Source organism: Roseateles toxinivorans (assembly GCF_004362525.1).
Lineage (GTDB): Bacteria > Pseudomonadota > Gammaproteobacteria > Burkholderiales > Burkholderiaceae_C > Paucibacter > Paucibacter toxinivorans.
Map to the genome: position 1 here is coordinate 1,106,025 of NZ_SNXS01000001.1, position 21,611 is coordinate 1,127,635.

The window sequence follows — 21,611 nt, forward strand, 5'->3', positions numbered from 1 at the left end:
GCGATCAGGAGATCACGTGCGCTGGTAGCTGGGCTTGCCCGCGAACAAGCCATCGCCGGCGCGCACGCAGTTGCGTCCGGCGGCCTTGGCGGCATAGAGCGCCACGTCGGCGTCGTGGATCAGGTGGTCCACCGTCACATGCTCCGGCCGCATCGCGGCCACACCGACGCTGATGGTCACGCTGACCGACTTGCCCTCCCAGTCGAGCGACAGACGCTCGATGCAGTCGCGCATCCGTTCGGCCACGTCGATGGCGCCCAGCGGGTCGGTCTGCGGCAGGAAGACGATGAACTCCTCGCCGCCGAAACGTGCCAGCACATCCGGCTGGCGCAGGATGTCCAGCAGCGCCTCGGCCACCGCCTTGAGCATGGCGTCGCCGCAGAGATGGCCGAACTGGTCGTTGATGTTCTTGAAGTGGTCGACGTCCAGCAAGAGCATGGCCGCGGCGGTGTCGTAGCGCTGCGCGCGCGACCATTCGCGCTCCAGCAGGTCGAGGAAGTGCCGGCGGTTGTAAACCCCGGTCAGCCCGTCGCGGGTGGCCAGGCGACGCATATGGCCGTGCTCAAGGTCCAGATGACTGACCAGGCGCATGCAGGCAAAACCCAGCACCGGCGTGATGACCAGGCAGCAGATGCTGGAGAACAGCGCCGCCAGCCAGCGGTCACCCTGGCCGATCAGGGTGATGGCCAGCTGCGACAGGGCCACCGCCCCGGCCCAGGCCAGCAGGGTCAGCAAGGCGGTGGAACGCCCCACGCCCAGGCGCAGCACCAGGCGGCTGAGCCAGGGCAGCCAGACGGGTGGAGCAGATTTGGGAGGCAGCATGCAGGAGCCGGCCCGGGGCCGGAAGTGGCGAATCTGACAAGAAGTCTATTCGACCACGAACCCGGCGGCTCAGTGAGCCCCTCCCGCGTCTGCGGGAGCGCCCAGCCGAGCCGGGCGCTTGGTCAGCCAGATCATCGTGATCAGGCACAGGAACAGCACCGCCGAACCAAGAAAGATATCGTCCGCCGCCCGGGTAAAGGCCTGCTGGTCGATCAGCCGGTTGACCTGCAGCAGGCCCTGCTCCGGGCTGAGCCCGGCGGCAGCGAGCTTGGCCAGCATATCGGTGGTCACCGGATCGCCAACGGCCAGGCGCTCGGTCATGTGGGCGTGATGCAGCGCGGCGCGGCTCTCCCACAGCGTGGTGGCGATCGAGGTGCCCATCGCGCCGGCGGTGATGCGCACGAAGTTCGACAGGCCGGCGGCGGCCGGCATGCGGTCCGGCGTCAGGCCCGACAGGGCGATCGTCGTCAGCGGGATGAAGAACAGTGCCATCGCCGCGCCCTGCAATATCGTGGGCACCATGATGCTGGCGAAGTCGGTCTGGGTGGTGAAGTTGGAGCGCATCCACAGCACCAGGGCAAAGCCGATGAAGGCCAGGCTGCCCATCCAGCGCGGGTCCACCCGCGACACATTCTTGCCGACGATGGGCGACATCAGAATGGCCAGGATGCCCACCGGCGCCAGCGCCATGCCGGCCGTCGTCGCCGTGTAGCCCATGTACTGCTGCAGCCACAGCGGCAGCAGCACCACATTGCCGAAGAACAGGCCGTAGGCGATCGACAGCGTGACGACGCCGAACAGGAAGTTGCGGCGGCCGAACAGGCGCAGGTCCACCACCGGATGCTTGTCGGTCAGCTCCCAGACCACGAACACGGCAAAGCCGACCAGGGCGATCACGCCCAGGATGACGATCATCTCGGACTCGAACCAGCTCTCTTCCTTGCCCTTGTCCAGCATCACCTGGAGCGCCGCCACCCACAGCACCAGCAACGCCAGGCCCACGGAGTCGATAGGCAGCTTGCGTATCACCGTCTCGCGCTTGCGGTAGATGCTCCAGGTCAGGCCGGCGGCGATCAAGCCCACCGGCACATTGATGTAGAAGATCCAGGGCCATGACACGTTGTCGGTGATCCAGCCGCCGAGCAGCGGCCCGACCACCGGTGCCACCAGGGTCGTCATGCCCCATAGCGCCAGCGCGGTGCCGGCCTTGGAAGGCGGGTAGCTCGACAGCAGCAGGGTTTGAGAGAGCGGAATCATCGGCCCGGCGACCAGGCCCTGCAGCACGCGGCAGGCGATCAGCATCTCCAGCGACATCGCGAAACCGCACAGCCAGGAGGTCAGCACGAACAGCAGCACGCTCATCGTGAACAGGCGCACGGCGCCGAAGCGCTGCGTGAGCCAGCCGGTCAGCGGCACCGAGATCGCGTTGGCCACGCCGAAGCTGGTGATGACCCAGGTGCCCTGGTTCGGGCTGACGCCCAGATCGCCGGCGATCGCTGGCAGCGACACATTGGCGATGGACGAGTCCAGCACATTCATGAAGGTCGCCAGCGACAGCGACAGCGTGCCCAGCACCAGGGCGGTGCCGGCCAGCGGGTTCAGCGGCGCTGGCGGCGGCGGAGCCGCTGCAGAGGTAGCGTCAGACATGGCGGGCTTCAGCCGTGGCGAGCAACTTTGGCCGGAGCCTTGGCCGGCCCGGCATGCAGGCGGATGATGCGGGCCACCTCGGCGTCGGCCTGTTGCTCGGCGCGGTCAAACACCTGGGTCTGGCTGGTCGGGGCGTTCGGGTTGGCCTCGGCCAGGGCCTTGCCGTCCTGCGAGGCCACATCGACGGTCACCACAGTGGACAGGCCCACGCGCAGCGGATGCTCGGCCACGTCCTTGGCGTCCAGCGTGATGCGCACCGGCACGCGCTGCACGATCTTGATCCAGTTGCCGGTGGCGTTCTGCGCCGGCAGCAGCGCAAAGGCCGAGCCGGTGCCCGCGCCAAGGCCGGCGACCTTGCCATGGAACTCGACCTTGCTGCCGTACTGGTCGACCACGACAACGGCCGGCTGGCCGATGCGCAGCTTCTGCAGCTGGCTCTCCTTGAAATTGGCGTCCACCCAGGGCTGGCCCAGCGAGACCACGGCCATCAACGGTGCGCCGGCCTGGACGCGCTGCCCCAGCTGCACATTGCGCCGTGCCACCCAGCCATCGATAGGCGCCGGCAATACGCTGCGCTGCACCGCCAGATAGGCCTCGCGGACCTTGGAGCTGGCGCGCTGCACATTCGGGTGCTCCTGCACATTGATGCCATCGGTCAGCACCTGGTTCGAGGCCAGCTGGTCGCGGGCGGCCTGCACGGCCGACTGGGCTGCAGCGACGGCGCTGCGGGCGGTGGCCACGGCCGCAGTGGCGTGCTGATACTCCTCCTTGCCGACCGCACCGGTGGCGACCAGCGGCGCGCGGCGCTGGGCGTCGTCCTGCGCGCGGGCCAGGTCGTTCTGCAGCCGGGCCAGATCGGCCTCGCGCACGCTGACCTGGGTCTGCAAGGTGGTGTTGCCGGCAAACAGCGTGCGCACCTCGCGCACCGTCTGCGCCAGCTGGGCCTGGGCCTGCTCCAGCGCGATGCGGGCATCGGCCTGGTCCAGGCTCACCAGCGGCTGGCCAGCCTTGACGAAGTCGGTGTCATCGGCATGGATGCTGCGCACCGTGCCGCCGATCTGCGGCGTGATCTGCACCACATTGGCCTGCACATAGGCGTTGTCGGTGCTCTCGAAATGCCGGCCATGCAGCCAGTGGAAGGCAAACCAGGCCAGCAGGGCCAGGGCCACGAGGATGGCGATGCTGAGCAGCGCGCGGCCCCGCGTGCGGGCCATCTTGGAGGTGTCGGTGGTCATCTTGTACTTCTCTTCTTGGTTCGCGGCGGGTCAGATGGCGGTGGCTTGCCAGCCGCCGCCCAGGGCCTTGATCAGCAGCACATGGCTGTCCAGCCACTGGGCCTGGACCTCGCTGAGCGCACGTTGCTGGTTGACCAGGGCCATGTCGGCATTGATCAGCGTGAGCGCATTGCCCAGGCCGGCGGCTTGGCGCTGGCGGGCCAGCTCGCGGGCCGAGGCCACGCTCTGCAGCGCCTGCTGCTGCTGCTGCACCTGGGCAGCCAGCGATCGCACGCTGCTCAGCGCGTCGGCCGATTCATGCACAGCGCTGAGCACGCGGGCGTTGTAGCTGGCGACGGCAGCGTCCAGCTCGGCCACATTGCCATGCAGCTGGGCGCGCAGACGGCCGGTGTCGAAGATGGGCAGGCGCAGCGCCGGGCCGAAGCCGCCCTGCAGGCTGCCCGACTTCAGCAGATTGTCAAAGCCGATCGCATTGAAGCCCACGAAGGCGGTGAGGTTCAGGTTCGGATAGAACTGGGCGCGGGCGGCGGCGACATCTTGCGTGGCCGCCTCGACGCGCCAGCGGGCGGCGGCCACGTCCGGGCGGCGGCCCAGCAGATCGATGCCAAGCGGCGCCTGGGCGGCCCCTGCCAGCGCGGCCGGCAGCTTCGGCGCAGTGGGGGCCAGGCCATCCAGGGCATCCATGGGCTGGGCGCTCAGCGCGGCCAGTTGATGGCGCAGCAGGCTGATCTGCTCCTGCAACGCCTGCTGCTGGCGCTTCAGCTCGGGCAGCGGCGTCTGTGCCTGGCGCAGCTCGATCTGCGTGTCCAGGCCGGCGCCGACGCGCTGGCCGATCAGCTCGGCCGAGCGCTCGCGCAAGGTCATCAGGTGGTTCAGATGCTCGCCCTGCTCCAGCAGGCGCGCCAGCGTCAGGTAGCCGCGAACCACCTGGGTGCTCAGCACCATGGCGGCCGCCTGGGCCTCGGCCTGCGCGGCACGCTGGGTGCCCAGTGCGGCTTGCAGCTGGGCCTGATTGCGGCCAAAGAAGTCAAAGTCCCAGGACACGCCGGCCTGCAGATTGGCGGTGGTGCGCACGCTGCCGGCAATCGGCTTCGGCACCAGGCCATGTTCGGTATAGCGCTGGCGGGTGGCGTCGACGCCGACGCCTGTGACCGGCTTACCCAGGGCGCCGGCGGCTTCGGCCAGCGCGCCGGCGCGGTCCAGCCGGGCGGCTGCCACTTGCAGGTCCGGATTGGCGGCCAGGGTACGTTGCACCAGCGCGTCGAGCTTGGTGTCGCCAAGCGCCAGCCACCAGGCGTCGGACAGTTCGGGGGTCTTGGCCTGATCACCGAGGCCCAAGCTGGCGGCCTCGGTGGCCTGGGTCTTGGTCGGGATATGGGGGATGTTGACGCAGCCGCCCAGCATCAGCACGGCGGCCGACACCAGGGCCAGCACAAAAGTCATAGAGGTCAGGGGAGCATGCGTGCGCATGGTTCAGTCTTTCTTGTTCGGGTGGGCGACTGCCTTGATGGCCTCGGCGCGCATGGCCTCGCCATTGAGGAGCATGCGCTTCAGGAACTGCATCAGCAGTTGCCATTCCTGATGACTGAAACCGGCCAGATGGCCATTCATGACATCGGACAGCACACCGGGCACCAGGGCGGCGCTGCGCCTGCCCTCTTCGGTCAGCGCGACGTTGACGACGCGGCGGTCCTCGCTGGAGCGTTCACGGGAGCACAGGCCCTTGCGCTCCAACCGGTCGATCAGGCGTGTCACCGCGCCAGCGTCCATGCTCAGATCGCGTGCCAGCTCGGCCGGCGTGCAGGCGCCCAGCTGATGCAGACGCAGCAGAGGCTTCCACTGTGCATGGGTCAGGTCATAGGCCTCCAGGTGGGCATCGGCCTGCTGGACGATGGACTGCATCACCTGCTTGATCACCAGGCCGACGCTTGCCTCGGGACCGTAGTTCTCTTTGGAGTAGAAAGCGGCAGGTGCAGGGGCCGCGGATGGGTCGGTTGACATGCGGCAGAATGTATTTGCCTAGGCAACCATTGTCAAGGCAACGATCTATTCCAATTTCAGCAACAATGCTCGCGAAACGCCTTCCGCCCCAGCCTCTACACTGCCCCGATGTCCGAAACCCTGAATACCGCCCTGTCCTCCAACAAACGGCTGGAAGCCACCGCCCCGCCCCGCTCGCTGAGCGGCCTGCTGCCCTTTCTGCGGCCTTACCGCGGCCGCATCGCCATGGCCGGCCTGTTCCTGCTGCTGGCGGCCGTCACCACGCTGGTGTTTCCGCTGGCGCTGCGCTCGCTGATCGACCAGGGCGTCGTCGCCACCGACCCGGGTGCCCGCGTGATGGCCTTGCAAGGGCACTTCCTGGCCCTGTTTGCCGTCGGCGCGGCACTGGGGCTGTTCTCGGCCGGGCGCTTCTATATGGTCACCTGGCTGGGCGAGCGGGTCACCGCCGACCTGCGCAATGCCGTCTATGCCCATGTGGTCAGGCAGAGCCCCGAATTCTTCGAGAGCACGCAGACCGGCGAAGTGCTGTCCCGCCTGACCACCGACACCACCGTGGTGCAGACCGTGGTCGGCTCCAGCCTGTCGATGGGCCTGCGCAACACGGTGATGGGCATTGGTGCGCTGGTCATGCTGATCATCACCAACCCCTATGTGATGACCCAGGTGCTGGGCATCCTGATCCTTGTTGTGCTGCCCTCGCTGTACTTCGGCCGGCGCGTGCGCAAGCTCAGCCGCGCCAGCCAGGACCGCGTGGCCGACTCGTCGGCAATAGCCGCCGAGGTGCTGAACGCCGTGCCGGTGGTGCAGAGCTACACCCAGGAGGCTAGAGAGGCGCAACGCTTCACGGTGGCCACCGAGAACGCGTTCGACACCGCGCGCAAGCGCACCCGGGTGCGCTCCTTCCTGGTCGCCTTCATGATCACCGCCACCTTCGGCGCGCTGCTGTGGGGCCTGTACCAGGGCACGCAGGCGGTGGTGGCCGGGAGCATCACGGCCGGCCATCTGGGCCAGACCGTCGTCTATGTGATCCTGCTGGTGAGCAGCGTGGCGGTGCTGTCCGAGGTCTATGGCGATGTGCTGCGGGCGGCCGGCGCCACCGAGCGCTTGATGGAGCTGCTGAACAGCAAGTCCCCCGTGGCGGAACCCGTGCAACCGCGCGCGCTGCCCGCCGTCAACGGCGGCTCGGCGATCAGCTTCGAGCATGTCGGCTTCAACTACCCGTCGCGCCCGCTGCAGCCGGCCCTGCATGACTTCTCGCTGCAGGTGCGCCCCGGCGAAACGGTGGCCCTGGTCGGCCCCAGCGGCGCCGGCAAGAGCACGGTGTTCCAGCTGATGCTGCGCTTCTACGACATCGGGTCGGGCCGGCTCACGCTTGATGGCGTGCCGGTCGATCAGGCCGCGTTGAACGATCTGCGCCACCGCGTCGGCATCGTGCCGCAGGACAGCGTCGTGTTCTCGGTCAACGCGATGGAAAACATCCGCTACGGCCGCCCCGAGGCCAGCGACGACGAGGTCATCGCCGCGGCCAAGGCCGCCTTCGCCCACGACTTCATCACCGCCCTGCCCGAGGGCTACCAGACCTTTCTGGGCGAGCGTGGCGTGCGCCTGTCCGGCGGCCAGCGCCAGCGCATCAGCATCGCCCGCGCGATCCTGAAGAACCCGCCGCTGTTGCTGCTCGACGAGGCCACCAGCGCGCTAGATGCCGAAAGCGAACGCATGGTCCAGGCCGCGCTGGAAACCGCGATGCAAGGTCGCACGACCCTGGTCATCGCCCACCGCCTGGCCACCGTACAGAAGGCCGACCGCATCGTCGTGCTGGAGCATGGCCGCATCGTCGAGGTCGGCAGCCATGCCGAGCTCAGCGCCCAGGGCGGCCTGTATGCGCGGCTGGCGGCGCTGCAGTTCGATACCGGCCACGCCTGAAATGAAGCGCTACAATTTCATGCGCATACAACATGCGCATCGGAGCCCTTCATGGCCATCGTCAACACAGCCAAGCGCGCCGCCAATCTGAGCCTGAACGCCGAGGTGCTGGACCGTGCCCGAGAGTTGGGCATGAACATCTCGCAGACGGTCGATGAACTGCTTGCCAAGGAAGTGCAGCGCCGCTACTGGGAGCGCTGGAACACGGACAACGAAGCCGCCATCACCGCCTACAACGAGCGAGTCGAACGCGAAGGTCTGCCGCTGGCCCGCTATCGCAGCTTTGCCAAGGGTGAGTGACGGTGGCGCGGTTCGACGTTTATGCCAATCCGCTCACCAGCGAGCGCCACGAAACGCCCTTTCTGCTGGACGTGCAGAATGAGTTCATTGCCGGTCTGGCAACCCGCGTCGTGATCCCGCTGCGCAGCGAATCCCTGTTCGGCCCACGCGCCCGCGACCTGAATCCGCTGGTCAGCGTGGCCGACTCAGCCGTTGTGCTCGACACCGCCGCGATGGGCGCCATTCCGCTGCGGCTGCTGAGCCAGCGGGTCGGCAATCTGCACCACGAACAGCTGCAGATCCAATCTGCCCTGGACACCTTGTTTGGCGCGTACTGAAGCACGCCAGGAAACCTATCATTCCCCATGGAACTCAATCCCCCACGCCCCGTGCGCAGCCAGTACGAAGACTTCATGCGCCATGTGCGCGACACCGGCACGCTGAAGACCGACCGCACCGGCACCGGCACGACCAGCGTTTTCGGTCACCAGATGCGTTTCGACCTCAACGAAGGCTTCCCTCTGGTCACGACCAAGAAGGTGCACCTGAAGTCCATCATCCTGGAGCTGCTGTGGTTTCTGCGCGGAGATGGCAATGCGAAATGGCTGCAGGAACGGGGCGTCACGATCTGGGACGAATGGGCCAAGCCCGACGGCGACCTGGGGCCGGTCTACGGCGTGCAATGGCGCAGCTGGCCCACACCGGGCGGTGGCCATATCGACCAGATCGCCGAGGTAGTGAAGACGCTTAAAACCAACCCCGACTCGCGCCGCATCATTGTCAGCGCCTGGAATGTGGCCGATCTGTCCAAGATGGCCTTGATGCCCTGCCATGCCTTCTTCCAGTTCTACGTGGCGGACGGCAAGCTCAGCTGCCAGCTCTACCAGCGCAGCGCCGACATCTTCCTGGGCGTGCCCTTCAATATCGCCAGCTATGCGCTCTTGACCCATATGCTGGCCCAGCAATGCGACCTGGCCGTGGGCGACTTCATCTGGACCGGCGGCGACTGCCACATCTACAGCAACCACAGGGAGCAGGTCGAGCTGCAGCTGTCGCGCGCCCCCCACCCCTACCCGACACTGAACATCAAGCGCCGGCCCGCATCGATCTTCGACTACGCGTACGAAGATTTCGAGGTGCTGGACTACCAACACCACGCCGCCATCAAGGCGCCGGTGGCGGTATGACCCAAGTCGCCTTGATCGCCGCCGTGGCGCGCAACGGCGCCATCGGCCGTGGCAACGATCTGCTGTTCAAGCTGCCAGAGGACCAGAAGCACTTCCGTGCCGTGACGATGGGCTGCCCGGTCATCATGGGCCGGCGCACCTGGGACTCGCTGCCAGAGCGTTTCCGGCCGCTGCCGGGTCGACGCAATCTGGTCGTCACACGCAACGTCGGCTGGCGTGACAACGGCGCCGAGGCCTTCACCTCGCTGGAGGCCGCGCTGGCCGCCGTGGCCGACGCGCCCAAAGTCTTTGTCATCGGCGGTGGCGAGCTCTATGCGCTGGCCCTGCCGCTGGCGCAGGAACTGGTGCTGACCGAGGTCGATGCCGAGGTCGACGGCGACATCTTCTTCCCGGCCTGGGACCGCAGCCGCTTCACTGAACGCTCCCGCGAGGTCCGCCAGGCCCAAGGCCTGCACTATGACTTTGCTCACTACACAAGAATCAACTGAGGGAACCCACGATGTCAGGACATGGCTTTCACGTGCATGGCCCCCATGACCACGAGCTGGAGCATGCGGCACAACATGACCCCAAGGGCATGGGCGGCCAGCTGGCGGTGATCACTGCCGTGCTGGCCACCGTCGGCGCGATGTTCTCGTACATGGGCGGCGCCACCCAGGCCAACGCCGGTCTGCTGAAGAACGACGCGGCGATCAAGAAGACCGAGGCTGCCAACCAGTGGGCCTTCTACCAGGCCAAGAGCGGCAAACAGAACCTGGCCGAACTGGCCGCCGTGCTGGTGGCCGAGGACAAGCGGGCAAAGTACGTCGAGGAGATTGAGCGCTACAAGAAGGAGAAGGCCGAGATCAAGCTGGCGGCCGAGAAGCTCGAGGAAGAATCCAAGGCCTTCGACCACAGGAGCGAGCAGCAGATGCACCAGCACCACCGCTGGGCCCAGGCCACCACGGCGCTGCAGGTCTCGATCGCCCTGGCCGCCATTGCCCTCTTGACGCGCAAGCGCTGGATGGAGTGGGCCACGCTGGCGATGGGCGGCGTCGGCTTTGTGCTGGGCGCGCTGTCGGCCTTGCACATCTGAGCCTTGCGGGCGCGAGTGCGCCCGCCGGCCCTGGACGAAGAACTGCGCACCGCGGTTCACGAGCAGGAAAGCCGGATGTTTTTCAAGATCAAGGGCAAGCGCATTGAGTTCGAGCGCTCGGTGAAGGAGGCGCACATCAAGCTGCGCACCGGCTTGTTTCGCTGGTTGGTGACCAACCGTCCGCTGAACCTGATCACCGGGCCGCTGATCTACGGCATGGTGATTCCGCTGCTGATGCTTGATCTGTGCGTGACCTTCTACCAGTGGGCGTGCTTCCCGATCTACGGCATCAACAAGGTCAGGCGAAGCGACTACCTGGTATTCGATCGACGCCACCTCGGCTATCTCAATCTGATCGAGAAGTTCCACTGCACCTATTGCGAGTACGGCAATGGCCTGATGGCCTATATGACCGAGATCCTCGCACGCACCGAACAGTATTTCTGCCCGATCAAGCACGCGCACAAGGTGCTCGGTACACACGGACGCTACAACCGCTTTCTCGACTATGGCGAGGCCGAGGCCTTTGAGGCCAAGCTGGAGGAGTTCCGGCTGGCACTGGGACGACGCGAGTCCTGAGGGGCCTGCGCGCTGGGACCGGGATTCATTGAGCCGTCCGGCACCGGCCGCGCGACAATGTGGGCACGCCGTGCGGCTACCATCGGTGGCAGCCGCCCTTCCCTCACGACCAAGACCTCGATTCGCCCATGAAACTCGCCACCTGGAACGTCAACTCGCTGAACGTACGCTTGCCTCAGGTGCTGGACTGGCTGGTGGCCAACCCGGTCGATGCGCTTGTGCTGCAGGAAACCAAGCTCACCGACGACAAGTTCCCGACCCTGGAGATCGGCGAGGCCGGCTACCAGGTGCACTGGTTCGGCCAGAAGACCTATAACGGGGTGGCCCTGCTGAGCCGCACGCCGGCACAGGACGTGGTCAAGAACATCGTCGGCTTCGAAGATGCTCAGGCCCGCGTGATCGCAGGCACGGTGGATGGTGTGCGCGTGATCGGCGCCTATTTCCCCAATGGAGAGGCGCTGGACAGCGACAAGTTCGTCTACAAGATGGCCTGGCTGGACGGCCTGCGGGCCTGGCTGGCCACCGAGCTCAAGGCCCATGACAAGCTGGTGCTGATGGGCGACTTCAACATCGCCCCGGAAGACCGCGATTGCTATGACCCGGCGGCCTTTGTGGGCCTGACCCACTGCTCGCCGCAGGAGCGTGCGCACTTCCAGGCCCTGCTCGATCTGGGCATGGTCGATGCCTACCGACTGTTCGATCACCCGCCCAAGAGCTACAGCTGGTGGGACTACCGCAACCTGGGCTTTCGCAAGAACCAGGGCCTGCGCATCGACCACATCCTGGTCAGCGAGGCACTGCGCGCCCAGGTCCAGGCCTGCGAGATCGACAAGCTGCCGCGCAAGAACGAGCGGCCCAGCGACCATGCGCCGGTGGTGGTGACGCTGAGCTGAGCCTAGACGGGGGCGATGTTGAACACCTGGCGCAGATAGGCCAGAAAGGTCTGGTCGTCGCACATCGTCTTGCCCGGGCTGTCCGAGAGCTTGGCCACCGGCTGGCCGTTGCAAAGCGTCAGCTTCATGACGATGTGCAGCGGGGTCAGGCCCATATCGTTGCTGAGATTGGTGCCGATGCCGAACCCGAGCTGGGTGCGATCGGCGAAGTGGCGGTACAGGGCCAGCGCGGCGGGCACATCCAAGCCATCCGAGAACACGAGCCGCTTGGTGTGCGCGTCGATGCGCAGCTTGGCGTAATGGGCCAAGGCCTTCTCGCCCCAGACGTAGGGGTTGCCCGAGTCGTGGCGCAGGCCGTCGAACAGCTTGGCGAAGTAGAGGTCGAAATCGGCCAGGAAGGCGTCCATGCCGACCACATCGGTCAGCGCTACACCGAGGTCGCCGCGGTATTCCTGCACCCAGTCCTCCAGCGCCGCCTTCTGGTGGTCGCGCAGGCGCACGCCGGTGGCCTGGTAGCTCTGCAGATACTCGTGGGCCATGGTGCCGATCGGCACCAGATCCAGGTCGCGCGCCAGGAGCACGTTCGACGTGCCCTTGAAGTATTGAGGCAGCTCGCGCTTCAAGGTCGCCACGACCTCGCGGTGCCAGTCGCCCGAAAAGCGCCGACGCACGCCGAAGTCGAACACCTCGAACGGATGAGCGCGCGGCGGCTCGTCGCCAAACGCCCGCAGCTGGGCGATCTTGTGCTGCAGCCGGCGACGGCCCTCGGTCCGCGCCGCTGACTGATCGAAACGGCGGAAGTACAGCTCGTTGACGATGGCCAGCACAAAGATCTCGAAGCCCATCACATGGACCTGCGGGCCGCTAGCGACGATGCGCAAGTCCTGGCCCTCGGCGCCGACCGAGATGAACTCGCGCTGGAAGCGGAACAGGCGCAGGAAGTCAACGAAGTCTGACTTGATGAAGCGCAGTCCCTTCAGATAGGCCAGTTCACCGAGGCTGAAGCTGAGGCTGCACAGATGATCGATCTCGCGCTCGACCTCCTGCAGCAGCTCGGCCAGCGGAAACACCGTCTCGTTGCGGCATAGAAAGCTGTACTCGGCCTGGGTCTGCGGATGGCGATGCAACATCGTCTGCCACATCGTGAACTTGTAGAGATCGGTCTCCAGCAGGCTGTGGATCACATGCGTCATGCGCGCTCTTTCGACAATTCTTTCAACATTTCGGCACTGCTCGCCAGGCGTAGGCCGCGCTCGCGCATCGCCGCGAAGAAGGCCTGCTGCTGGGCCTCGAAGCCGGCCACCGGGCTCATGCAGTCGGTCAGCAGCACCAGCCGGTCCAGGCGCCCGCCGGGCAGATGCCGGGCCAGATGCTCGGTCGTCGCCTTGACGCAATGGCTGGAGGCCTCGCCGGCGATCAGCAGCAGCTCGGCGCTGTCAAGCCGCGCCAGCAGATCGCGGTTCAGCTGCGTGCCTTCGTCGCCATCGCTGGGCACCTCGGCCTGCAGCGCGCTGTAGTGCTCGGTCCAGGGGTTGCTGCCCTTCAAGACCTTGTGCACGAGCTTCAGCCGCCGCTCCTCCCATCCGTTGTAGGCCGCGCGTACATCGGCATGCACAGCCTGACCCCAGCTGCCGATCTCGCAATGCACCGGCCAGACCATCAGGGTGTAGCGGCCCGTCGCTTCCAGCGCATCGAGGTAGGCCAGCGTGCGCGGCAAGCCGGACGGATCGCGTGGACTGAACTCGCCTGCCCTCACCTGTGCCGCGGTGATTGCGGTGAAAGGCAAGACCTGACCCGCCCAGAAAGCCGGATGCGCGATGTCGATGCGGTGGTGCGAGTCCAGAGTGATGGTGATTTCGGCGATCGCATCGCCGGCCGCGCGGATCAGGTGCGCCAGCCTTTGCATGTCGCCATGCGCCCCAGGCACCGGCAGGGCCGGCCTCAACAGGCCGCCTTGCACCGGGTCGGGTGGCAGCCAGGCCTCGGGCAGATCGCAGAAATCGTTCTGCGCGTCGATGATCAGCAGGTGGGTGTTCTTTGCAAGACTCATGGCGGCAATGTACCTGCTCAGGCGTTCTTGTAGGTCTGCAGGTGGATACTGGTCTCGGTGGCGCCAATGCCTTTGATCAGGCGCACCCGCTCCAGCACATCGGCCAGCTCGCCCAGCGTGCTGGCGCGCAGTTCGGCCAGCAGGTCCCAGCGGCCGTTGGTGTCGAACAGGCGAGACACGCCAGGCTCGCCGAGCAGGATGCTGATCACCTCGCGCGTCTTGTTGCCCTCGACGGCGATGCTCATCCAGGCGGTGATCAGGTTGGGCGTCACATCGGGCCGCAAGGTGACGGTGTAGCCGACGATCACACCCGCGTCCTCCAGCTTGGCGATGCGGTTCGTCACCGTGCCGCGCGAGACCTTGAGCTTGTGCGCCAGGGTGGCGACGGTGGCGCGGGCATCCAGGCGCAAGAGCGCCATCAATTGCTGGTCAAGCGTGTCCATCGAGGGTCTCCAGCCGACAGTAATTTTGCCATTTTGGCATCTGCAACCGCCAAAATGGTAGAACACCATCACTTATTGAGCATTTATTGAGCTTCTCGCTAACACGCCGCTTAAGAAGAATCAGGCCATCACAACAGCCGAGCCTGCCTATGACGACCCTTCTGACCACCCGAGACGTCGCCCAGATCGTCCAGCGCCTCGGCATTGACACCTGCCTGACCCGCCTGGTCGGCTATCTGGAAGCCGACTATCTGCGCTGGAACGAGTTCGACAAGACGCCCCGCGTGGCCGCCCATTCGCAAGATGGCGTGATCGAACTGATGCCCATCGCCGATGCCTCGCTGTACAGCTTCAAATACGTCAATGGCCATCCGAAGAACACCCGCCTGGGCCTGTCCACCGTGATGGCCTTCGGCGCCCTGGCCGATGTGGCCACCGGCCGCCCCGAGTTGCTGGCCGAACTGACCCTGACCACCGCCATGCGCACCGCCGCCACCTCGGCCATGGTGGCCCGCCATCTGGCACGTCCCGACGCCAAGTCCATGGCCCTGATCGGCAATGGCGCGCAAAGCGAATTCCAGGCACTGGCGTTTCACCATCTGCTGGGCATCGAAGAGATACGCCTCTTCGACATCGACCCCGCCGCCACCGCCAAGCTGCTGCGCCATCTCCAATCCGTGCCCGGTCTGAAGCTCACCGTCTGCGGCAGCACTGCTGAAGCGGTGCGCGGCGCCGACATCGTCACCACCGTCACCGCCGACAAGACCAATGCCACCATCATCACGCCCGAGATGATCGAACCAGGCATGCACATCAACGGCGTCGGTGGTGACTGCCCTGGCAAGACCGAGCTGCACCGCGCCGTGCTTGAGCGGGCCAAGGTCTTCGTCGAATACGAGCCCCAGTCGCGCATCGAGGGCGATATCCAGCAGATGCCGGCCGACTTCACCGTGACCGAGTTCTGGCGCGTGCTGAACGGCCAGGCCGGCGGCCGCGACAACCACGGCCAAGTCACCGTGTTCGACTCGGTGGGTTTTGCGCTGGAAGACTTCTCGGCGTTGCGCTTCTTGCGTGACAGCGCCCGCGAGCTGGGACTGGGCAGCCAGGTGGCGCTGATCCCCGAGATGGCCGACCCGAAGGACTTGTTCGGCCAACTGCAACTGGCACCAGCCAATGAAAACGTGCGCCGCGCCGCCTGAGCACCGCCGCATTTGATACTTCCCGCTCACGCGGGTTCGTGATCAAATGCTCGCAACACTTGCCGCCCATGGGAGGCACTGGCGGCACTTGACGCAGATCAGGTCAACCGTACAGGGGTGGTTCAAGCTTGCGGCGCTCCGGGCAGTTTTACAAGCATCGTCTTGCTTGATGCCCGCGCGCCATAGCACTCGGGAGTGCCAGAACATGCGCCAGAACCTTCCTGTCACGAAGACGGAGTACCCCTTCCCTTCGGGACAAACGCTGGTCTCCACGACCGACTTGAAGGGCCGCATCCTGCACTGCAACCCGGCCTTCATCGAGGTCAGCGGCTACCAGCGACAGGAGTTGCTCGGCCAGCCGCACAATATGATCCGCCACCCCGACATGCCGGAGGAGGCCTTCCGCGACATGTGGGAGACGATCGCGTCCGGCCAGCCCTGGTCGGCGCCAGTGAAGAACCGGCGCAAGAATGGCGACTACTACTGGGTCATGGCCAATGTCACACCATTGATGGAGGGCAATCGCCCAGTCGGCTATATGTCGGTGCGCACCGAGGCGACTCGGCCGCAGATCCAGTCGGCCGAGGGTCTTTACGCACTGATGGCCAAGGAGAAGGCCTCGGGTCGCGTCGTGCATGCGCTGCACCGCGGCCATCTGCAACGCCAGGACGCCTGGGGTCGCATCAAGGCCTGGCTGACCCCCGGTCCGGTGGCCCAGTCCGCGCTGCTGTTTGCCGCCGTCGGCCTGGGCGTCTGGGCCGCCGTTGCCACCACAGGTGCGGGCTCGGTGCTGGCTGTCCTGCTGGTGATCGCGTTGCTGGCACTGGGAGGCGCCTGGCTGTCGCAGCGCATGGCCAATGCGCCCATCGAAGCGCTGCTGTCCTATGCCAACCGTCTGGCCGCGGGCGACCTGACGCAGAGCCTGACCCTGTCCGGCACCGGCCAGGCCGCCGCACTCGGGCGTGCGCTGAGTCAGCTAACGGTCAATATGCGCGCCATCGTTTCCGACACCCGCGTTGAGCTGGAGAGCATGTGTGCCTCGACCCGCGAGATTGCCAACGGCAATCAGGATTTGTCATCGCGCACCGAATCGCAGGCCAGCAGCCTGCAACAGACCGCCGCGACGATGGAGGAAATCACCGGCACCGTACGCCAGAGTTCGGCCTCGGCCAAACAGGCCTCGGAGGTTGCCGCCCAGCTGACCGCCGTCACCCAGCGCAGCAGCGACTCGGTGCACCATGTCAGCGACACCATGGGCGAGATCTCGGCCTCGTCACACCGCATCAGCGAGATCATCCAGGTGATCGAAAGCATCGCCTTCCAGACCAATATCCTGGCGCTGAACGCGGCCGTCGAGGCGGCCCGTGCCGGCGAGCAGGGGCGCGGTTTTGCCGTCGTCGCGGCCGAGGTGCGAGCGCTGTCGCAACGCACCTCGGGCGCAGCGCGCGAGGTCAAGCAACTGATCACCGAGTCGGCCGAGAAAGTGCAGGCCGGCGAGCGCCAGACTCAGCAGGCCCGCGCCAGCATCGATGAAACCCTGGAGGCCATGCGTCGTTTCGAGGGCCTGATCGGCAACATCAACACCAGCTCGGGCGAGCAGCTGACCGGCATCTCACAGATCAACGAGGCGGTCAGCCAGCTCGACGGCATCACCCAGCAAAATGCCGCGATGGTCGAGCAACTCGCCGCCTCGGCCAACTCGATGCTGGGTCAGGCCCAGGATGTGGTGCAGGCGGTGCGTGTGTTCAAACTGCGGGCCAGCGACACGATGGCGCCGCCACCCGATGCCGTGGCCTTGCGCCGCGGCGCCACCGTACACTGAGCCTCGCCGTCTTCAAGCAGAATCCGGCCTCCCACAAACTCCCGGGCTCTCGAATGAAATATCTGCACACCATGGTGCGCGTCGCCGATCTGGACGCCTCTTTGCGCTTCTACCGCGACGCGCTGGGCCTGGAGCTGGTCTCGCAACGCGAGTACCCGCAGGGCCGCTTCACCCTGGTCTATCTTGCCGCTCCTGGCGACCATCAGGCCCAGGTCGAGCTGACCTTCAACTGGGACACGGAAGACTACGGCGGCGCCCGCAACTTCGGCCACATCGCCTTCGCAGTCGATGACATCTATGCCGCCTGCCAGCGCCTGCAGGACCACGGCGTGCTGATCAACCGCCCGCCGCGCGATGGTCGCATGGCTTTTGTGCGCTCGCCGGACAATATATCGATCGAGCTGCTGCAGGCGGGCACCGCCCTGCCGCCGGCCGAGCCTTGGGCTTCGATGCCTAACGTTGGCAGTTGGTAAGTCAGTTCGCGCGTAGCGCGCTGGCCTCGCGGGCCAGCCGCGTGATGCGCGCCCAGTCCTGGCTCGCCACCGCTTCGGCGGGCGTCAGCCAGGAGCCGCCGCAGACCTTGACATTGGGCAGGGCCAGGAATTGCGGCGCCGTCTCGAGCGTGATGCCGCCGGTCGGGCAGAACATCACATCGGTGAACGGGCCGGCCAGCGCCTTCAGCATCGGTATGCCGCCGGCCGCCGTGGCCGGGAAGAACTTCAGGAAGAAATAGCCGTCGGCATTGGCCTGCATGACCTCGCTGCCGGTGGCCGTGCCGGGCAGCAGCGGCAGGCCCATCTCGCGGCAGGCCAGGCCGATCTCGCTGGTGTAGCCGGGGCTGACGGCGAACTGGCAGCCGGCGTTCTTCGCCGCCTGCGCGTCGGCCACGCTGCGCACGGTGCCGGCGCCGACAATGGCCTCGGGCACGGCCCGGGCGATCGCCTCCATGCATTGCAGGGCGACCGGCGTGCGCAGCGTGATTTCCAGCACCTTGACGCCGCCATCGACCAGGGCCTGGGCCATGGGCACGGCATCGGCCAGGTTCTGGATCACGATCACCGGGATCACGGGGCCGTGCTCGGCCAATTTCAGCGTATTCAACATCGTTCGTTCCTTGTTCGAATCCATCAGAGCCAGGTGATGGCGCCCTCTTCGGCCGTCAGCACATTGCGGCGCATGCCGCCGAACAGCTCGCGGCCCAGGTCATGGGCATTGATCTCGGCCTGCTCGTCGCTGAGCTCGGCCTGTTCACGCTGCGCCCACTCGTTGGCATCGACCAGCGCCTGCAGCGTGCCTGTCGTCGCATCCAGCCGTATCAGGTCGCCAGTGCGCACCTTGCCCAGCGGCCCGCCGGCCAGCACCTCGGGGCTGACGTGGATGGCCGCCGGCACCTTGCCCGAGGCGCCACTCATGCGGCCATCGGTCACCAGGGCCACCTTGTAGCCCTTGCCCTGCAGCACCGCCAGCGGCGGCGTCAGCTTGTGCAGCTCGGGCATGCCATTGGCCCGCGGCCCCTGGAAGCGCACGACGGCGATAAAGTCGCGCTCCAGCTCGCCGGCCTTGAAGGCCTGCTGCAACTGCTCCTGCGTGTCGAACACAATGGCCGGGGCCTCGATCACATGGCGGTCGTCGGGCACCGACGAGACCTTGATCACCGCCCGGCCAAGATTGCCGGTCAGCAGCGCCAGGCCGCCAGTGGCGCTGAACGGCGCGGCGGCGGTGCGCACGACGCTTTCGTCGGCACTGGCGGAGGGCAAGGCAGACCACTTCAGTGCGCCGGCCTCGCTGTGCGGCACCGTGCCGTAGGCCGACAGGCCGCGCTCATCGACGGTCGCCACATCGCCATGCAGATAGCCACCGTCGAGCAGCTCGCGCAGCACCCAGCCCGGGCCACCGGCGGCCTGGAACTGATTCACATCGGCCGATCCGTTCGGATAGACGTGGGTGAGCAGCGGCGTGGCCTGCGACAGCTCGGAGAAATCGGTCCAGTCGATCAGGATGCCGGCCGAGCGGGCCACCGCCACCCAGTGGATCAGGTGATTGGTCGAGCCACCGGTCGCCAGCAGCGCAACCATCGCATTAGCGATCACACGCTCGTCGACGAGGCGGCCGATGGGCGTGAAGCGCTGGGTGCGCTGGGTGATACCCAGCACCGTGCGCACCGCCTCGCGGGTCAGCTGCTCGCGCAAGCCGTCGTGCGGGTGAATGAAGGCGGCGCCCGGCACATGCAGGCCCATCGCCTCCAGCAGCATCTGGTTGCTGTTGGCCGTGCCGTAGAAGGTGCAGGTGCCGGGGCCGTGATAGGCGGCCGACTCCGACTGCAAGAGCTCGTCGCGCCCAACCAGTCCCTGCGCATACTGCTCGCGCACCTTGGCCTTGGCGCTGTTGGTGATGCCGCTGCTCATCGGCCCGGCCGGCACGAACACGCAGGGCAGATGGCCGAAATGCAGCGCGCCGATCAACAGGCCCGGCACGATCTTGTCGCACACACCCAGCAGCAGCGCCGCGTCGAACACATCGTGAGTCAAGGCGATAGCCGTGCCCATGGCAATGCTGTCGCGCGAGAACAGGCTCAGCTCCATGCCCGGCAGGCCCTGGGTCACGCCGTCGCACATCGCCGGCACGCCGCCGGCCACCTGTACCGTGGCACCGAGCCTGTGCGCCTCGTCGCGGATCTGCGCCGGGAAGGCCTCGTAGGGCTGATGGGCCGACAGCATGTCGTTGTAGGCGGTGACGATGCCGATATGCGGCGCCCGCTCGGCAACGATGCGCAGCTTATCGCCTGCCGGCATCGCTGCAAAGGCGTGAGCGACGTTGGCGCAACCCATGCGGTCGCTGCCGCGTGGTCGGGCAATGGCCTGATCGACGCGCCGCAGATAGGCACCGCGGGTCGGTGCGCTGCGCTCGCGTATGCGCTGGGTGACTTCAACAAGAACTTGTTTCATGCGGGAGCGCGCAGCAAGCGCGTCGATGTAACCAATACTTCAATTATCAGGTAACCAAGTTACATGCGTCAACGTCAAGGGCGTTATGCGCCCCTTTTTACGGGCGATCTGTCGCCGCTGCCGGAGCCTGACGCTATGCTTCAATTTGATGACACCCCTGTTGCCGACGTGGACGCCTCAAGCCATTCCCATCAACTGACACTGCGCGACCCTCAGCCGTTGCTGGAACGCATCTTGGCCCAGTGGGGCGGCAGCGATGATTTGTGGCTGTTCGCCTATGGCTCGCTGATCTGGCGCCCGGACTTTCATGCCATGGAGCAGCGCAGCGCCCTGCTGCATGGCTTTCACCGGGCCCTGCGCATGCGCTCGCGTGTCAACCGCGGCTCGCCCCAGGAGCCGGGCCTGGTGTTTGCGTTGCTGTCGGGCGGGTCCTGCCGGGGCCTGGTCTATCGCATTGGCCAGGCCGAGGCCGAGGCCACACTGACCCGCCTGTGGGCGCGTGAGATGCCCACCGGCGTCTATGACCCGCAATGGGTAAGCTGCCGCACGCCCGAGGGTGAGGTCAAGGCGCTGGCCTTCACCTTGTCTCGGCGCAGCCCGGGCTGGACGGGCCCGCTGGACGACGCCAGGCTGCTGCACATCTTCCGGCATGCCCAGGGCCGCTACGGCAGCACCTTGGACTATCTGCTGCAGACTGCAGCGTCGCTGAGCGAGCACGGCATCCAGGACCGCGAGGTGCAGCGCCAGGTGGCCCTGGCCCGCCGGCATGGTCTCGCGCCCTGACGAATCAAGCAGCCGATCGAACCAGGCGCAGCCGGTGCAGGTCTTCCTGGGTATCGACGTCCTGCAACACACCGGGGTCATCCAACTCGACGCCGACTCCGGGGAAACGGGCCACGATGCGGCGCGCGCCCTCATCGCCGGACAACTCGGTCAGCTCCGAATACAGCTCGGAGCTGAAGCCGACAGGGTGGCCGCGCCGACCCCGGTACTGCGCATAGGCGATCGGTGACTGCTCCAGCGCCGCCGCCACCGCCAGCAGGCTGGACGGCTGCACCAGGGGCATGTCGCCGGGCAGAATCAGCCAGGCAGGGGCCTGACTGCTGGCGCTGACGCCGGCGGCAATCGAGTGCCCCATGCCAAAAGTGGCCGCCTTGCCAAGGCCTGGCTCGGGAACAATCACCACATCGCGCGCAGCCACCATACGCCGCACCTGGGGCGCAAGGCTTTCGGTGGTCACCACGAGCACTTGAAGCTGCGACTCGATGGCATGACCTATCGTGACGGCCAGGACCGTTTCGGTGCCCAAGGCCTGTTCCAGCTTGTGCCCGCTGCCCTTGAAGCGCTCTCCACGCCCCGCAGCGAGCACGACCACAACGGGTCCGCGTTTCATTCATCTACCCCTGATAGGCCCTTGAACTGCTTGCCGGGATGTCACCCCCGGGGATGAGCGCAAGCATGAAAGCTCGGGGCCTTGCGGGCTAGTGGGGCCAATACTTAAGGGCTTTGCC

At 66.3% G+C, this 21,611-nt stretch carries 23 protein-coding genes; 12 read left to right on the top strand and 11 right to left on the bottom strand.

Annotated features, from left to right (window positions below; all coding sequences use genetic code 11):
- Positions 1–12: 12 nt before the first annotated feature.
- From DES47_RS04900 to DES47_RS04920, 5 genes are all read right to left on the bottom strand, one after another.
- Positions 13–822, bottom strand: a complete 810-nt coding sequence (locus DES47_RS04900) for a GGDEF domain-containing protein (RefSeq protein ID WP_133699502.1) — start codon at positions 820–822, stop codon at positions 13–15.
- Positions 823–891: 69 nt separating this feature from the next.
- Positions 892–2,469, bottom strand: coding sequence for a DHA2 family efflux MFS transporter permease subunit (locus DES47_RS04905; protein ID WP_133699503.1), 1,578 nt, complete (start codon positions 2,467–2,469; stop codon positions 892–894).
- Between the two features lie 8 nt (positions 2,470–2,477).
- Positions 2,478–3,704 carry an HlyD/EmrA/EmrK family protein gene (locus DES47_RS04910; protein ID WP_133699504.1) on the bottom strand — a complete coding sequence of 409 codons (1,227 nt, stop codon included), beginning with the start codon at positions 3,702–3,704 and terminating at the stop codon, positions 2,478–2,480.
- 30 nt (positions 3,705–3,734) lie between these two features.
- The gene (locus tag DES47_RS04915) at positions 3,735–5,174 is read right to left on the bottom strand and encodes an efflux transporter outer membrane subunit (protein ID WP_133699505.1); all 1,440 of its coding nucleotides are present in this window, start codon (positions 5,172–5,174) and stop codon (positions 3,735–3,737) included.
- Positions 5,175–5,177: 3 nt separating this feature from the next.
- Entirely contained in the window at positions 5,178–5,705 is a 528-nt protein-coding gene (locus DES47_RS04920) for a MarR family winged helix-turn-helix transcriptional regulator (RefSeq protein WP_133699506.1), read from the bottom strand.
- A 108-nt stretch (positions 5,706–5,813) separates the two neighbouring features.
- Between DES47_RS04920 and DES47_RS04925 the strand changes: the two genes are divergently transcribed.
- The 8 genes from DES47_RS04925 (at position 5,814) to xth (ending at position 11,641) form a co-directional block, all read left to right on the top strand.
- On the top strand, positions 5,814–7,628 hold the full coding sequence (locus DES47_RS04925; RefSeq protein ID WP_133699507.1) for an ABC transporter transmembrane domain-containing protein: 1,815 nt from the start codon (positions 5,814–5,816) through the stop codon (positions 7,626–7,628).
- A gap of 51 nt (positions 7,629–7,679) precedes the next feature.
- Entirely contained in the window at positions 7,680–7,928 is a 249-nt protein-coding gene (locus DES47_RS04930) for a type II toxin-antitoxin system CcdA family antitoxin (protein WP_133699508.1), read from the top strand.
- Between the two features lie 2 nt (positions 7,929–7,930).
- Positions 7,931–8,245: a CcdB family protein gene (locus DES47_RS04935; RefSeq protein ID WP_133699509.1), complete on the top strand. Its 315-nt coding sequence runs from the start codon at positions 7,931–7,933 to the stop codon at positions 8,243–8,245.
- 27 nt (positions 8,246–8,272) lie between these two features.
- A complete protein-coding gene (locus DES47_RS04940) occupies positions 8,273–9,094 on the top strand; it encodes a thymidylate synthase (RefSeq protein WP_133699510.1) in 822 nt (273 codons plus the stop codon).
- Entirely contained in the window at positions 9,091–9,582 is a 492-nt protein-coding gene (locus DES47_RS04945) for a dihydrofolate reductase (RefSeq protein WP_133699511.1), read from the top strand. Before DES47_RS04940 ends, DES47_RS04945 begins: the two co-directional genes overlap by 4 nt.
- An 11-nt stretch (positions 9,583–9,593) precedes the next feature.
- Positions 9,594–10,169 carry a DUF4337 domain-containing protein gene (locus DES47_RS04950; protein WP_133699512.1) on the top strand — a complete coding sequence of 192 codons (576 nt, stop codon included), beginning with the start codon at positions 9,594–9,596 and terminating at the stop codon, positions 10,167–10,169.
- A gap of 75 nt (positions 10,170–10,244) precedes the next feature.
- Positions 10,245–10,748: a hypothetical protein gene (locus DES47_RS04955; protein ID WP_243748161.1), complete on the top strand. Its 504-nt coding sequence runs from the start codon at positions 10,245–10,247 to the stop codon at positions 10,746–10,748.
- Between the two features lie 128 nt (positions 10,749–10,876).
- Positions 10,877–11,641 (top strand): exodeoxyribonuclease III, encoded by a 765-nt coding sequence (gene xth, locus DES47_RS04960; protein ID WP_133699514.1) that lies wholly within the window; start codon positions 10,877–10,879, stop codon positions 11,639–11,641.
- A gap of 2 nt (positions 11,642–11,643) precedes the next feature.
- On the opposite strand, the gene pncB is transcribed toward xth, so the two are convergent.
- The 3 genes from pncB to DES47_RS04975 are packed head-to-tail and all read right to left on the bottom strand — an operon-like array spanning position 11,644 to position 14,134.
- A complete protein-coding gene (gene pncB, locus DES47_RS04965; protein ID WP_133699515.1) occupies positions 11,644–12,834 on the bottom strand; it encodes a nicotinate phosphoribosyltransferase in 1,191 nt (396 codons plus the stop codon).
- Positions 12,831–13,691, bottom strand: a complete 861-nt coding sequence (locus tag DES47_RS04970; RefSeq protein WP_133699516.1) for a cysteine hydrolase family protein — start codon at positions 13,689–13,691, stop codon at positions 12,831–12,833. Before DES47_RS04970 ends, pncB begins: the two co-directional genes overlap by 4 nt.
- A gap of 17 nt (positions 13,692–13,708) precedes the next feature.
- Positions 13,709–14,134, bottom strand: a complete 426-nt coding sequence (locus DES47_RS04975; protein ID WP_133699517.1) for an Lrp/AsnC family transcriptional regulator — start codon at positions 14,132–14,134, stop codon at positions 13,709–13,711.
- A 149-nt stretch (positions 14,135–14,283) separates the two neighbouring features.
- Between DES47_RS04975 and DES47_RS04980 the strand changes: the two genes are divergently transcribed.
- From DES47_RS04980 to DES47_RS04990, 3 genes are all read left to right on the top strand, one after another.
- Complete coding sequence (locus DES47_RS04980; RefSeq protein ID WP_133699518.1) at positions 14,284–15,333, top strand: ornithine cyclodeaminase; 1,050 nt, start codon at positions 14,284–14,286, stop codon at positions 15,331–15,333.
- A 205-nt stretch (positions 15,334–15,538) separates the two neighbouring features.
- Positions 15,539–17,155 carry a methyl-accepting chemotaxis protein gene (locus DES47_RS04985; RefSeq protein WP_133699519.1) on the top strand — a complete coding sequence of 539 codons (1,617 nt, stop codon included), beginning with the start codon at positions 15,539–15,541 and terminating at the stop codon, positions 17,153–17,155.
- 53 nt (positions 17,156–17,208) lie between these two features.
- Entirely contained in the window at positions 17,209–17,628 is a 420-nt protein-coding gene (locus DES47_RS04990) for a VOC family protein (protein ID WP_133699520.1), read from the top strand.
- 1 nt (position 17,629) lies between these two features.
- Here DES47_RS04990 and eda read toward each other — a convergent pair whose 3' ends face one another.
- Together eda and edd are read right to left on the bottom strand one after the other, a co-directional pair.
- Positions 17,630–18,259, bottom strand: coding sequence for a bifunctional 4-hydroxy-2-oxoglutarate aldolase/2-dehydro-3-deoxy-phosphogluconate aldolase (gene eda / locus DES47_RS04995; RefSeq protein WP_208114901.1), 630 nt, complete (start codon positions 18,257–18,259; stop codon positions 17,630–17,632).
- A gap of 23 nt (positions 18,260–18,282) precedes the next feature.
- Positions 18,283–20,100, bottom strand: coding sequence for a phosphogluconate dehydratase (edd, locus tag DES47_RS05000; RefSeq protein WP_133699521.1), 1,818 nt, complete (start codon positions 20,098–20,100; stop codon positions 18,283–18,285).
- A 135-nt stretch (positions 20,101–20,235) separates the two neighbouring features.
- On the opposite strand from edd, the gene DES47_RS05005 reads away from it, so the two are divergent.
- Positions 20,236–20,883 carry a gamma-glutamylcyclotransferase gene (locus DES47_RS05005; RefSeq protein ID WP_133699522.1) on the top strand — a complete coding sequence of 216 codons (648 nt, stop codon included), beginning with the start codon at positions 20,236–20,238 and terminating at the stop codon, positions 20,881–20,883.
- A gap of 4 nt (positions 20,884–20,887) precedes the next feature.
- Here DES47_RS05005 and DES47_RS05010 read toward each other — a convergent pair whose 3' ends face one another.
- Positions 20,888–21,493: a nucleotidyltransferase family protein gene (locus DES47_RS05010; protein WP_133699523.1), complete on the bottom strand. Its 606-nt coding sequence runs from the start codon at positions 21,491–21,493 to the stop codon at positions 20,888–20,890.
- Between the last annotated feature and the right edge of the window lie 118 nt (positions 21,494–21,611).